Below are 13486 nucleotides of genomic sequence, written 5' to 3' on the forward strand. Positions count from 1 at the left end.
CACGCGGTTCTCGCGGCGCAGCGCGTCGCGTTCCCGGCGGATGTCCCGCAGCTGGTCTTCGATGGAGTCAACGGCGACGGAGCCGAACTGGTCGACCGCGATCCGTGCCCCCCCTACGCTATCCATTCAACGTCCCCGCAAGCGAACCCTTATCATCGGCCCGATGCCGACGGATATTGCGCGGCAACCCTAGCTGCGACTTGATACCAATCGGTAAACGCAGAGGTAGGGAACCTCAATTACCCGTTGGGGGTGCCAAAACGGGGTAGATACCGCTGCTGCGGGCGGCCTTCCAAGCAAGGGACCACAGGCGGCGTTGCCCACGCGCGGTGCAGTCGCTAGGGGGGTGGCGGCGGCGATTCACCCGGTGAATGGCCGCGGCTTTGTGGAGGGTTGGGTGATGGGCAACAGCGCGCCGCAAGTCGGGGTTATCATGGGCAGCCAGTCCGACTGGCCGACGATGGCCCATGCGGTCCAGATCCTCGAACAATTCGGCATCGCGCACGAAGTGCAGATCGTGTCAGCGCACCGCACCCCCGACCGCCTCGTGGCTTATGCCAAAAGCGCGGCGGAGCGGGGCCTCAAAGCCATCATCGCGGGCGCCGGCGGCGCCGCGCATCTGCCCGGCATGGTCGCATCGATGACGCGCGTGCCGGTACTCGGCGTGCCGGTGCAGTCGGCGGCGCTCAGCGGCGTCGACAGCCTCTATTCGATCGTCCAGATGCCCGGCGGCATTCCGGTGGCGACCTTTGCAATCGGCAAGGCGGGCGCGACCAACGCGGGCCTGTTCGCCGCCGCGCTGCTGGCAAACCACGACACCGATCTGGCGCAAAAACTCGACGCGTGGCGCACCGAACAGACCAATAGCGTCGCCCCGCACCCGGTACGCGAGGGCTGATCGCTTTGCTGGCACCGGGTTCGACGATCGGCATTCTCGGCGGCGGCCAGCTCGGCCGGATGCTTGGCGTCGCCGCAGCGCAGCTCGGTTTCAAGGTCCACAGCTACGCCCCCGAGCGGGAGAGTGTTGCGGCGCAGGTCGCGGCGCATCATGTCCAGGCGGCGTGGGACGACGAACCGCGCCTCGCCGCGTTTGCCGCGGCGTGCGACGCGGTGACGATCGAGTTTGAAAATGTCCCGGTCGACACGGTGCGCTTCCTGTCGGGGCATGTCGCGGTGCGCCCGGGTGCACAGGCGCTGGAGATCGCGCAGGACCGGCTGGTCGAAAAGCGGTTTGTTGCGGGACACGGCGGCCGCCCCGCGCCCTTCGCGGCCGTTCCCGACCGCGCCGCGCTCGACTCCGCGCTTGTCGAAATCGGCGCCCCCGCGATCCTGAAAACGCTGCGCATGGGTTATGATGGAAAGGGGCAGGCGCGACTCATCGCCGCCGCCGACGCCGACAGTGCATGGGACGCGATCGACCGTCATGCGGCGATCCTCGAAGGCTTCGTCACCTTCGCGCACGAATTTTCGGTCATTCTGGTGCGCGGCATCGACGGCGAGACGCGCTTCTGGGACAGCAGCGTCAATGTTCACAAAAACGGCATCCTCGCGACCTCCAGCCTGCCACCGCCGCCGATCATCCGCGACCAGCAGGACGAAGCCCGCGCGCTGATGGCGCGCATCGCCGACGATCTCGACTATGTCGGCGTGCTCACCGGCGAATTTTTCGCCACCGACGACGGCCCAGTTTTCAACGAGATGGCGCCGCGCGTCCACAACAGCGGTCACTGGACGATCGAGGGGGCGGTGACCAGCCAGTTCGAAAACCACATCCGCGCCGTCGCCGGGCTGCCGCTCGGCAGCACCGCGACCACCGCGCTGCCCGTCACGATGCGCAACCTGATCGGCGCCGATATCGCCACGGTGCCTGCGCTCCTCGCCGACGGCGCGTGCCACGTCCATCATTATGGCAAGACCGAAGTGCGCGCCGGCCGCAAGCTCGGCCACGCGACCTGGGTCGGAACCGCCCCCGCATGAACCATCCCGAAATCACCCTGATCCTCGCGCGCGCCGCCAATGGCGTCATCGGCGCAAATGGCAAGATGCCCTGGCACCTGCCCGCGGATCTCCGCCGTTTCAAACAGCTGACGATGGGGCGCCCGATGATCATGGGGCGCAAAACCTTCGACAGCCTGCCCGCGGTGCTCGAAGGCCGCCGCCACATCGTCCTCACCCGCGACCCCGACTGGCAGGACGAAGGCGCCGAACCCGTCGCAAGCATCGAGGAAGCGCTGAAACTGGCGAATGCCCCGCATGTGATGGTGATTGGCGGTGCTGAAATCTACGCGCTGTTCCTGCCCCTCGCCGACCGCATCGAGCTGACCGAAGTCGCCCTTGAGCCGAAAGGCGACGCCGTGATCGCCTATCCCGACCCCGCCGCGTGGCGCGAAGTTGCGCGCGAAGATCATCCCGCCGACGACGCCGGACGCCCCGCCTACAGCTTCGTCACGCTGACAAGGATTTAGCCCCATGCGCCGCTGGCTGATCGCACTCCTGCTTGTTGTCGCCCTCGCCGCGCTCGCTTTCTTCGCGCTAGCCCCCGGCATCATCGAGCGCGGCACCAACCAGATCGATGGCAAGCCGCTTCCAGCGGTCAGCGAACGCGCCAAGGCGCTCCACAAAACGCTGACCATCGTCGACCTGCACAGCGACACCTTGCTCTGGAAACGGAACATCCTCGACCGCGCGACACGCGGCCATATGGACCTGCCGCGGCTGGAGGACGGCAATGTCGCGCTGCAAATCCTCGCGAGCACGACCAAGTCGCCGAAGGGCCAGAATTACGACGCCAACAGCGGCGACACCGACAATATCACCAGCCTGGTGATCGCGCAGCTCCAGCCAGTGCGGACGTGGAACTCGCTGCTCGAACGCTCGCTGTGGCATGCTGAAAAGCTGCACCGCGCCGTCGCTGCGTCGGACGGCAAGCTGCGCGCGGTCGCCACCGCCGCCGATCTCGACGCGCTGCTCGCGGCGCGGCGGGGCAAACCGCTGACCACCGGCGCGCTGCTCAGCATCGAAGGCCTGCATCCGCTCGAAGGCCAGCTCGGAAATCTCGACAAGCTCTACGCCGCAGGGTTCCGCATGGCGGGGCTCACCCATTTCTTCGACAATGATCTCGCCGGATCGATGCACGGACTCAAGAAGGGCGGCCTGACCCCGCTCGGGCGGCAGGTCGTCACCGCGATGGAAGCGAAGGGCATGATCGTCGACATCGCGCATTGCTCGAACGCTTGCGTCGCCGACATCCTCAAGATGGCGCGCCGCCCCGTCGTCTCCAGCCATGGCGGCGTACAGGCGACGTGCAAGGTCAACCGCAACCTGTCCGACGCGCAAATCCGCGGCGTCGCGGCGACCGGCGGGCTTGTCGGCATCGGCTATTGGGATGCCGCAATCTGCGACACCTCGCCCGCGAGCATCGCGAAGGCGATGAAGCATGTCCGCGACCTTGTCGGCATCCAGCATGTCGCGCTTGGCAGCGATTATGACGGCGCCACCACGGTGCGCTTCGATACGTCGAAACTGGCGCAGGTGACGCAGGCGCTGATCGACGCGGGGTTCAGCGACGACGAAATCCGCGCCGCCATGGGCGGCAACGCCGTTCGCGTGCTGCGCGCGGGGCTGGTCCCGCTGTCGCCGCCCGCGCCATGAAGCTTCCTTCCCTATCCGTTCGCCCTGAGCTTGTCGAAGGGCCGTTCTTTCTTTTGACGCCGCAAGAAGGAAGAACAGTGCTTCGACAAGCTCAGCACGAACGGAAGAGAGGGCGGAAATGATCCGCCTCGACGGCCACGCCCGCATCGCCGATCCGCTGCGCGGCGGCGTCATCGCGCTCGGCAATTTCGACGGCTTCCACGCCGGGCACCAAGCGGTCGTCGGTCGCGCCGTCCGCCATGCCCGCGACGAAGGTCGCCCCGCGATCGTCGCGACCTTCGACCCGCATCCGGTGCGCTATTTCAAACCCGATGTTGCACCCTTCCGCCTCACGACGCTCGACCAGCGGCAAGAGCTATTCGCCGCGGCGGGCGCCGACGCGATGCTCGTCCTGCCCTTCGACGCCGCGCTTGCGGGGACAACGGCGGAGGAATTCATCACCGGGCTCCTCCTCGACCGTTACGGCGCCGCCGGGGTCGTCACCGGCAGCGACTTCGTGTTCGGCAAGGGCCGCGGCGGCGATGTCGTGACGCTGGCCGACCACGCCCGCCGCCTTGGCTTCTTCACCGAAATGGTCGCCCCGGTCGAGGACGATGCCGTCATCTCGTCGAGCCGCATCCGCGAGGCGCTGCACGCGGGCGATTGCGCCACCGCCGCGCGCCTGCTGACCCGCCCCTTCACCGTGCGCGGCACGGTCGAGCATGGCGACAAGAATGGGCGTTTGCTGGGTTTCCCGACCGCCAATATCGACATGGGAAACTACCTGCGCCCGCGTTACGGCATCTACGCGATCACCGGAAAGCTGCGCGACGGGCGCGAGCTGAAAGGCGCCGCCAACCTCGGCATCCGCCCCAGCTTCGATCCGCCGAAGGAATTGCTCGAACCGCATTTCTTCGATTTTGCCGAGGATCTGTACGGGCAGGACATCGACGTCGCCTTCCACGCCTTCATCCGGCCCGAGGCGAAGTACGACAGCATGGACGCGCTGATGGCGCAGATTGGCAAGGATTGCGACGCGGCGAAGGTGCTGCTCGCCACCATCTAAACCCTCTCCCCTTGCGGGAGAGGGCAGTGAGACTTGCGAGCTTGCTCGCTAGTCGCAACGGGAGAGGGGGCAGCGCCCCAACGCTACGGCGCCACCCCCTCTCCCAGCTTCAGCTAGGCAGCAAGCTGCCAAGCTTTCGCAACCCTCTCCCGCAAGGGGAGAGGGAGTGGGGGACCGCATGACCGACGCAAACACCGACTGGGCCACCGCCCTCGAACCCCCGCCCAAAAAGCCCCTGCGCCGCGCCACCAAAATCGCGCTCTGGCTGTTCGCCGCGCTCATCGCCTGGCTGACCCTCAGCAACGCCAGCTGGCTAGCCCCCTCGCCGACAGGCAAGCCCAAACTCATCGCGCACCGCGGCGTCTATCACCTCTACGACAAGCGCGCCGCGGTCGGTCGCGACACCTGCACCGCCGTCCACGCCTATCCGCCAAGCCATGAGATATTCGAAAACACCCCAGAATCCATGACATGGGCGGTCGGCCTCGGCGCCAACATGGTCGAGGTCGACGTCGCGCCGACCAAGGACGGGCGCATGGTCCTCTTCCACGACTGGACCGTTGATTGCCGCACCGAAGGCAAGGGCGCCACCCGCGACCTGACGCTGGCCGAGCTCAAGGCGCTCGACATCGGCCATGGCTATACCGCCGACGGCGGCAAGACCTTCCCGCTGCGCGGCAAGGGCGTCGGCAAGATGCCGACGGTCGAGGAAGGCCTCACGGCGCTCCCCGTCCACCCGATCCTGTTCAACTTCAAATCGAAAAACCCGCGCGAAGCCGACCAGCTGTTCGCGATCCTGCAAGCCTCGGGCCGCGACAGCGCCAAGCTCGGCGACGCCTTCTACGGCGCCGAACGTCCGGTGAAACGGATGCGCGAACTGCTGCCAAACAATTGGTCGTTCGACCTCAAGCGCGAGGCGATGGCCTGCTCAAAGGACTATGTAACCTACGGCTGGACGGGCATCGTTCCCGCCAGCTGCCGGAACGGCGTCCTCGCGATCCCGATCAACTATCAATGGGCCTATTGGAGCTGGCCTGACCGCCTGATCGCGCGCATGGACAGCGTCGGCGCGCGCGTCATCGTCTTTGGCCCCTATGAAAGCGGCAAATCGAACGAAGGCCTTTCCACCCCCCAGCAACTCGCCAAAATCCCCGCCAGCTTCAACGGCTATATCTGGGTCGAAGACATCCGCGCCGTGGGACCGGCGCTACGACCACGACAGAAATAGGGATTTTGCGCGCAGAGGCGCAGAGAACGCAGAGAAATAAGGGATTCACGCGGAGACGCGGAGCCGCGGAGAAGAATGGATGGCGGCTTTGCCGCCCTTGCTCTTTCTCCGCGATCTCTGCGCCTCTGCGCGAAACCCTTCTCTTCTTTTCCCTCCGCGTCTCCGCGCCTCCGCGTGAACCTCTTCTTCCACCCCACCCGCGCCCATAAGCTTTGCTCCCACGCAAATCTGCGCTAAGCGCCGCCCCCATGACCGACACGCCCACCGCCGCCGAACAGCGCGATTATCGCGACACCGTCTTCCTGCCCAAGACCGACTTTCCGATGAAGGCCGGCCTGCCGCAGAAGGAGCCGCTGATTCTCGCCAAATGGCTCGAGGGCAACCTCGAAGGCCAGATTCGCGAGAGCCGCAAGGGCCGCGACCAGTTCATCCTCCACGATGGCCCGCCCTATGCCAATGGCGACATGCACATCGGCCATGCGCTCAACCATATCCTCAAGGACATGGTCGTCCGCACTCAGACGCTGAAGGGCAAGGACGCGCCCTATGTGCCCGGCTGGGACTGTCACGGCCTGCCGATCGAGTGGAAGGTCGAGGAGCAGTATCGCAAGAAAAAGCTGAACAAGGACGAGGTTCCGGTCGAGGAATTTCGCGCCGAATGCCGCGCCTATGCGCAGCATTGGGTCGACACCCAGCGCGAGCAGCTCAAGCGCCTCGGCATCGGCGGCGACTGGGACCATCCGTATCTGACGATGGATTATGAGGCCGAGGCCACGATCGTCCGCGAGCTGCTCAAATTCGCCGCCAACGATATGCTCTATCGCGGCGCCAAGCCGGTGATGTGGTCGCCGGTCGAAAAGACCGCGCTCGCCGAGGCCGAGATCGAATATGAAGATATCGTCTCGACGCAGATCGATGTGCCCTTCAAGATCGTCGGAGGACCGGATGGAAGGTTCGACGGTGTCCATGCGGTAATCTGGACGACCACGCCGTGGACAATCCCGGTCAATCAGGCGATCGCGTACGGCCGTGACGTTGACTACGTCGTTCTACACCTGAACGCTTGGCAGGGCGGGGAGAACAGCGGGAGCGGCGAACCCACTCCAACCCATTTGCTCGTTGCCCGCGATTTGGTTGATGCGGTGAGCAACCGATACAGGATCGATTCCTATTCCATCGATTGGGAGGGCAAGGGCTCCGAGCTGGCAGGCCTGTCAGCCCGCCACCCGATGCACGCGCTCGGCGGCTTCTTCGCGCGCCCGCGCCCCTTCCTCGCGGGCGATTTCGTCACCACCGACAGCGGCACCGGGCTCGTCCATATGTCGCCCGACCATGGCGAGGATGATTTCGACCTGTGCAAGGCGAACGGCATCGACCCCGTGTTCGCGGTCGAGGGCGACGGCAAATATCGCGAAGACTGGGGCTGGCTCGCCGGTCAGGGCTCGGTCATCAACCCCAAGTTCAACGCCCCCGACGGCCCGATCTGCACCGACCTGCGCGAATCCGGCGGGCTTCTCGCCGCATCCGCCGATTACAAGCACAGCTATCCGCACAGCTGGCGCTCGAAAGCCAAGGTCATCTATCGCTGCACCCCGCAATGGTTCGTGCCGATGGACCGGGTGATGACCCACATCGAGCCCAAGGCGCCGCGCGAGCAGCGCTGGGAAAGCGAAGGCGGCGCGATCAACCCCGCCGAGGAGGATCTGTGCGCCGCGCCGACGCTGCGGCAGGCCGCGATGCACGCGATCGACCGCACCCGCTTCGTCCCCGAAAAGGGCCGCAACCGCATCGGGTCGATGGTCAAGGACCGCCCTGACTGGGTGCTGTCGCGCCAGCGCGCCTGGGGCGTGCCGATCACGCTCTTCGTCGACCGCAAGACCGGCCAGTACCTCAACGATCCCGTAGTCAACGACCGCATCGTCGCGGCGGTGAAGGCCGGCGGTGTCGACGCATGGAGCGACGCGCGCGCGCAGGAATATCTCGGCGATCAATATGACGCCGCCGATTATGAGCGCATCGTCGACATCCTCGACGTCTGGTTCGATTCGGGCTGCACCCACGCCTTCGTCCTGGAGAGCGGTAGGTGGCCCGCGCTCGTCCGCCACGACGGCGGCACCCACAGCGCCGACCTCTATCTCGAAGGCAGCGACCAGCATCGCGGCTGGTTCCAGTCGTCCTTGCTCGAAAGCTGCGGCACGCGCGGACAGGCGCCGTACAAGGCGGTGCTGACCCACGGCTTCACGATGGATTCCAAGGGCTTCAAAATGTCGAAGTCGCTCGGCAACACGATCAGCCCGATCGACCTGATGCGCGACTATGGCGCCGACATCCTGCGCCTGTGGGCGCTGTCGGTCGACTTCACCGAAGACCACCGCATCGGCAAGGAAATCCTGACCGGGGTCGCCGACCAGTATCGCAAGCTGCGCAACAGCTTCCGTTACCTGCTCGGCGCGCTGGAAGGATTTAGCGACGCGGAGAAGATCGACGACGTCGCGGCGATGCCCGAGCTCGAGCGCTATATGCTCTCGCTGCTCGCCGACCTCGACGCCAAGCTGGTCCGCGCGGTCGATGATTTCGACTTCAACAGCTACACCCGCCTGCTCTCGGACTTCTGCAACGAAGACCTGTCGGCCTTCTATTTCGATATCCGCAAGGACAGCCTCTACTGCGACATCGGCCCCGCCGCGCCCTTAGGGACCGACAAACGCCGCGCGTACCGCAGCGTGCTCGACACGCTGTTCCACGCGCTGGTGCGCTATGCCGCGCCGGTGCTGGTGTTCACCAGCGAAGAGGTGTGGGGGACGCGCTATCCCGAAGCAGGTTCGGTCCACCTCCTCGAATGGCCCACACTTCCCACCCTCAATCGTCATCCCGGCGAAGGCCGGGATCTCGACGGTGGGGATCCCGGCCTTCGCCGGGATGACGAACTGATTGGGCGTTGGGCTGAATTGCGTCAGCTTCGCAATCAGGTGAACGAGGCTATCGAGCCGCTTCGCCGCGAAAAGACGGTGCGGTCGAGCCTCGAAGCCAAGATCGTCGTCGGCGACGAACTGGCCAGCCAGTTTACTTGGGACGAGCTCGCCGAATTGTTCATCACAGCGGCGGTCGAACGCACACAGCATAACAATCGGGTCGGAGTCACTCCCACCACCGACCACAAATGCGGCCGCTGCTGGCGCCACCTCCCCGAAGTTACCGAGGACGGCAACTTGTGCAATCGCTGCGAAACAGTATTGAACCCCGCATGACAAGCTCTCGTTCGCCGCACCTGCGTTTCGGCCTGTTGATCGCCGCCTTCGCCTTCCTGCTCGATCAGGTGACCAAATGGGTGATCATCACCCCGCTGTCGCTCGAAGCGAAGCGCCAGATCGAGCTGATGGACATCTTCAACCTGACCTGGGCCGAAAATTGCGGCATTTCGCTGTCGATGTTCGCCAGTTGCACCGACACGACGCGCTGGACGCTGGTCGCGGTGACCGGGATCGTCGCCGCCGCGGTCGGCATCTGGATGACCCGCGAACAGGCGAAGGGCGACGTGATTGCGCTCGCGATGATCCTCGGCGGCGCGCTCGGCAATATCGTCGATCGGGTGCGCTATGGCTATGTCGTCGATTTCGCCGATCTGCATTTCGGCGATTTCCGCCCCTTCATGATCTTTAACGTCGCCGATGCGTGCATCACGCTGGGGGTGCTTTTGCTGGTTGCGCGCGCGCTGCTCTTCGGCGAAAAGGCGGCCAGCACGGACGGGAAGCCGTCCACCGATTAACGGGGCGCATAGGAGTTATTACAGTGAACCGGACCACCGCCATCCTGGCCGCCTCGATTTTCGCGACCACCCTGTCGGCCTGCGGGTCGAACAATTTGTTCAGCCGCGACCGGCCCGACGAATTTGCGGTGTCGCGTCAGGCACCGCTCGTCGTGCCGCCCGATTTCTCGCTGGCCCCGCCCGCCCCCGGCACCGCGCGTCCCGGCGGCGAATCGACCGCGGAACAGACGCTGCGCGCGCTGTTCGGCGGCCCCTCAGCCCGCAGCCCCAATGAAGCCGCGGTGATCAGCAGCGCCGACGGCGCCCGCGCCGACCCCGGCATCCGCAGCCAGGTCGGCAGCCCCGACACGCAGGTGGTCGACAAGGGACTGGTCGTCCGCGACATCCTGGCCGCCCCCGAAGGCGACGGCCGCGACGCGCAAGCGGCGATTCCGACGGGCTGAACCCGGCGAACATCACCGACTGGAAAGGCCCGGCATGTCCGGGCCTTTTTCATGGCGGCTAACGAAAAATCTGCGACACGACCGTAAACAACACCAGCGCCTCGACCATCGCGCGCGAGGCATGGCCCGCGGCGCGCCAGTAACCGCAGCGCAAATGGTGCGCGAACCACAAGATTTGCAACGTCCCGAACCACAGCAGCGCGAAGACGAGCAGCGCGAAACCGGCCAACTCCCACTCGATCTGCCCCATTCGCATCAGGATCGACGCGGCACTGACCATCATCGCGAAGGGCGCGGTGACGTAACACTGGCTGTAAAAGGGCGGCTTCAGCGGTCCGCGGTCGAGCTTCACATGCCGCGCCCGCACCATCCGTGCCGCCATGATCAGCGGAAAAATGCTGAAAAACGCAACCCGCACCAATATCAGACTGCTGTCGTCGCTGATAAACGCGCTCAACCCGGTCTTGCTGGTAATCAGCTGGTCCTGCCCGACCAGCGACAGTTCGGCGGCATGCGTCAGCGCGATCGTCAGCAGCAGGAACAGCGGCGGCGACAGCGTATCGCTATATTGCCGCGCCGCCGGATCGCCGAGTTCGGTGTCGGCATAATCCATCATCGTCAGCGGCTTGGTCAGCGCGCGCCACAAGGTGACCGGATAAAAGATCAGCCACGACATGATCTCATAGAGCAGCTCGTCGAGCGACTGGATGAGTTTCAGGAAATCCATTGGCGCGTGCCCCTTTGTCGCACTATTCGTCGCCTACCAAAGAATGTCCATTCCGGTTCGGTCAATTTGCGACAAATCTTGTGAACCGGCGCCCCGCGCTATACATGTATAGCAAAGGAGCCGGATTATGCTTGCCATTCGCCTCGACAAGGAACTTGAAGAACGGCTCTCCGAAGCTGCCAAGCGCGCCGGTCGCACAAAAACCTCGTTCGCGCGAAAAGCGATCGAGGAATATATCGAGGACATCGAGGATATCGCTGCTGCAGAGGAAGCAATGCGGCAACATGATCCCGCCAAGACCATTTCCGTTGCCGAACTGAGGAAAGAACTTGGCCTGGACGATTGAGCTCGACGACGGCGCGCGCCGCGCCTTCCGCAAAATTGCTCGCGAACAGGCCGATCGCATCACCCGCTACTTGGAGGAACTCACCGCCCTTGAAGATCCGCGCCAGCGTGGCAAGGCACTGACCGGGAGTCTCAAAGGGTTGTGGCGGTACAGAGTGGGCGACTATCGTATCGTGGTCCGCATCTTTGACGAACGACTGGTTGTTCTGGTCCTAACGCTGGCCCATCGCCGCGAAGTTTACCGCTAAGCCCGCGCGCCCGCTTCCTCGACACCCGCGCTGTTGTGGCGCAGCGCTTTCAGCACGCAATCGACGATCTGCGGCGCGTTCAGCCCCGCGGCGTCATATTGCAGTTCGGGCTTGTCCTGATCCTGGAACATATCGGGCAGGCGCAGCGTGCGCAGCTTCAGCCCCGCGTCGATCAGCCCCTCGTCGCTCGCTAAGGTCAGCACATGCGCGCCGAGACCGCCGACGCTGCCTTCCTCGACCGTCACGCACACTTCGTGGCTCGCGAGGGTCTTGCGGATCAGCTCCTCGTCGAGCGGCTTGGCGAAACGCAGGTCGATGACGCTCGTCGACAGCCCGCGCGCCTCCAGCGTATCGGCGGCCTTCAACGCCTCGGCCAATCGCGTGCCGAGCGAGAAGATCGCCACGGTCTTGCCGCTGCGCACCACGCGCCCCTTGCCGATTTCCAGCTTCACCGGAACTTCGGGCAGCGCGACGCCGGTGCCATTGCCGCGCGGATAACGGAAGGCGATCGGGCCATCATCATATTCGGCGGCGGTATAGGTCATATGGACCAGCTCGGCCTCGTCCGCCGCCGCCATCACCACCATGTTGGGCAGCGTCGCCAGATAGGTGATGTCGAACGAGCCAGCATGGGTCGATCCATCGGCGCCGACCAGCCCGGCGCGGTCGATCGCGAAACGCACCGGCAGGTTCTGGATCGCTACATCATGCACGACCTGATCATAGGCGCGCTGGAGGAAGGTCGAATAGATGGCGCAGAACGGCCGCATCCCCTGCGCCGCCAGGCCCGCCGCGAACGTGACCGCATGTTGTTCGGCGATGCCGACATCAAAGCTGCGCGTCGGATGCGCCTTGGCGAATTTGTCCACCCCGGTCCCCGACGGCATCGCCGCAGTGATCGCGACGATGCGCGGGTCGGTGTCTGCCAGCTTCGCCAGCGTCTCACCGAACACATTCTGATACGCGGGCGGTCCTGGCGGCGCCTTTGCCTGTACGCCGGTGATGACGTCGAATTTCTGGACGCCATGATATTTGTCGGCGGCCGCCTCGGCGGGGCCATAGCCCTTGCCCTTCACCGTGACGGCATGGATCAGCACCGGGCCATGATCGCTGTCGCGGACATTTTCCAGGATCGGGATCAGATGGTCCAGATTGTGCCCGTCGATCGGCCCGACATAATAAAAGCCGAGCTCTTCGAACAAGGTCCCACCCATCGCCATGCCGCGCGCATATTCGTCGGTCTTTTTCGCCGCCTTGTGCAGCGGCTCGGGCAATTTGCGCGCAAAGCGCCGGGCGATTTCGCGCAGCTCCAGGAACGGCCGCGACGAGACCAGCTTGGCGAGATACGCCGACAGCCCGCCGACCGGCGGCGCGATCGACATGTCATTGTCGTTGAGGATGACGATCAGCCGGTTGCCCGCCTGCTGGGCATTGTTCATCGCCTCATAGGCCATGCCCGCCGACATCGACCCGTCGCCGATCACCGCGATCGCGCGGCCCGGCTGGTCCTTCAGCTTGTTCGCGATCGCAAAGCCCAAGGCGGCGCTGATCGAGGTCGAGCTGTGCGCCGCCCCGAACGGATCATATTCGCTCTCGCTGCGCTTGGTGAAACCCGACAGGCCGCCGCCGGTGCGCAAGGTGCGGATGCGGTCGCGGCGCCCGGTGATGATCTTGTGCGGATAGCATTGATGCCCGACGTCCCACACGATCTTGTCGCGCGGGGTGTCGAACACATAGTGCAGCGCGGTGGTCAGCTCGACGACCCCAAGCCCACTGCCCAGATGCCCGCCGGTCGTCCCGACGGCGGAAATCATCTCGGCGCGCAGCTCGTCGGCGAACTGGCGGAGGTCTTCGGGCTTCAGCTTGCGGAGGTCGGCGGGGACATCCACCGTGTCGAGCAGCGGCGTTGACGGTCGATCGGTCATCGCACGGTCATAATGGTAACCGCCGATACTGTCGAATGAAAAGCCAAACTTATCCCCTCCCGCTTGCGGGAGGGGCAGCGAGACTTGCGAACCTGTTCGCTAGTCGCA

General features: G+C 64.9%; 13 protein-coding genes. 11 read left to right on the forward strand and 2 right to left on the reverse strand.

Annotated elements, in window-relative coordinates:
* Window positions 1-400: 400 nt before the first annotated feature.
* From purE to VGN68_RS10675, 9 genes are all read left to right on the forward strand, one after another.
* Window positions 401-898, forward strand: coding sequence for a 5-(carboxyamino)imidazole ribonucleotide mutase (gene purE, locus VGN68_RS10635; protein WP_327476506.1), 498 nt, complete (start codon window positions 401-403; stop codon window positions 896-898).
* Complete coding sequence (locus tag VGN68_RS10640; RefSeq protein ID WP_327476508.1) at window positions 898-1977, forward strand: 5-(carboxyamino)imidazole ribonucleotide synthase; 1080 nt, start codon at window positions 898-900, stop codon at window positions 1975-1977. Before purE ends, VGN68_RS10640 begins: the two co-directional genes overlap by 1 nt.
* Window positions 1974-2465: a dihydrofolate reductase gene (locus tag VGN68_RS10645; protein ID WP_327476447.1), complete on the forward strand. Its 492-nt coding sequence runs from the start codon at window positions 1974-1976 to the stop codon at window positions 2463-2465. The genes VGN68_RS10640 and VGN68_RS10645 overlap by 4 nt, the downstream gene beginning before the upstream one ends.
* Window positions 2466-2469: 4 nt before the next feature.
* Entirely contained in the window at window positions 2470-3651 is a 1182-nt protein-coding gene (locus tag VGN68_RS10650) for a dipeptidase (RefSeq protein ID WP_327476449.1), read from the forward strand.
* A gap of 118 nt (window positions 3652-3769) precedes the next feature.
* A complete protein-coding gene (locus VGN68_RS10655; protein WP_327476451.1) occupies window positions 3770-4696 on the forward strand; it encodes a bifunctional riboflavin kinase/FAD synthetase in 927 nt (308 codons plus the stop codon).
* A 178-nt stretch (window positions 4697-4874) separates the two neighbouring features.
* Window positions 4875-5924, forward strand: a complete 1050-nt coding sequence (locus VGN68_RS10660) for a glycerophosphodiester phosphodiesterase family protein (RefSeq protein WP_327476453.1) — start codon at window positions 4875-4877, stop codon at window positions 5922-5924.
* A gap of 248 nt (window positions 5925-6172) precedes the next feature.
* Complete coding sequence (gene ileS / locus VGN68_RS10665) at window positions 6173-9172, forward strand: isoleucine--tRNA ligase (protein ID WP_327476455.1); 3000 nt, start codon at window positions 6173-6175, stop codon at window positions 9170-9172.
* Window positions 9169-9690 carry a signal peptidase II gene (lspA, locus tag VGN68_RS10670; RefSeq protein WP_327476457.1) on the forward strand — a complete coding sequence of 174 codons (522 nt, stop codon included), beginning with the start codon at window positions 9169-9171 and terminating at the stop codon, window positions 9688-9690. Before ileS ends, lspA begins: the two co-directional genes overlap by 4 nt.
* 23 nt (window positions 9691-9713) lie before the next feature.
* The gene (locus VGN68_RS10675; protein WP_327476459.1) at window positions 9714-10133 is read left to right on the forward strand and encodes a DUF3035 domain-containing protein; all 420 of its coding nucleotides are present in this window, start codon (window positions 9714-9716) and stop codon (window positions 10131-10133) included.
* Window positions 10134-10191: 58 nt separating this feature from the next.
* Here the strand turns inward: VGN68_RS10675 and VGN68_RS10680 are convergent, their stop codons facing one another.
* A complete protein-coding gene (locus VGN68_RS10680) occupies window positions 10192-10860 on the reverse strand; it encodes a hypothetical protein (protein WP_327476461.1) in 669 nt (222 codons plus the stop codon).
* A gap of 127 nt (window positions 10861-10987) precedes the next feature.
* On the opposite strand from VGN68_RS10680, the gene relB reads away from it, so the two are divergent.
* Together relB and VGN68_RS10690 are read left to right on the forward strand one after the other, a co-directional pair.
* Window positions 10988-11206, forward strand: coding sequence for a type II toxin-antitoxin system RelB family antitoxin (relB, locus tag VGN68_RS10685; RefSeq protein ID WP_327476463.1), 219 nt, complete (start codon window positions 10988-10990; stop codon window positions 11204-11206).
* On the forward strand, window positions 11190-11453 hold the full coding sequence (locus VGN68_RS10690) for a type II toxin-antitoxin system RelE/ParE family toxin (RefSeq protein ID WP_327476465.1): 264 nt from the start codon (window positions 11190-11192) through the stop codon (window positions 11451-11453). Before relB ends, VGN68_RS10690 begins: the two co-directional genes overlap by 17 nt.
* Here the strand turns inward: VGN68_RS10690 and dxs are convergent.
* The gene (gene dxs, locus VGN68_RS10695) at window positions 11450-13378 is read right to left on the reverse strand and encodes a 1-deoxy-D-xylulose-5-phosphate synthase (RefSeq protein WP_327476467.1); all 1929 of its coding nucleotides are present in this window, start codon (window positions 13376-13378) and stop codon (window positions 11450-11452) included. The two genes, VGN68_RS10690 and dxs, sit on opposite strands and share 4 nt — an antisense overlap.
* Window positions 13379-13486 lie beyond the last annotated feature (108 nt).

Source organism: Sphingopyxis sp., assembly GCF_035998965.1.
Lineage (GTDB): Bacteria > Pseudomonadota > Alphaproteobacteria > Sphingomonadales > Sphingomonadaceae > Sphingopyxis.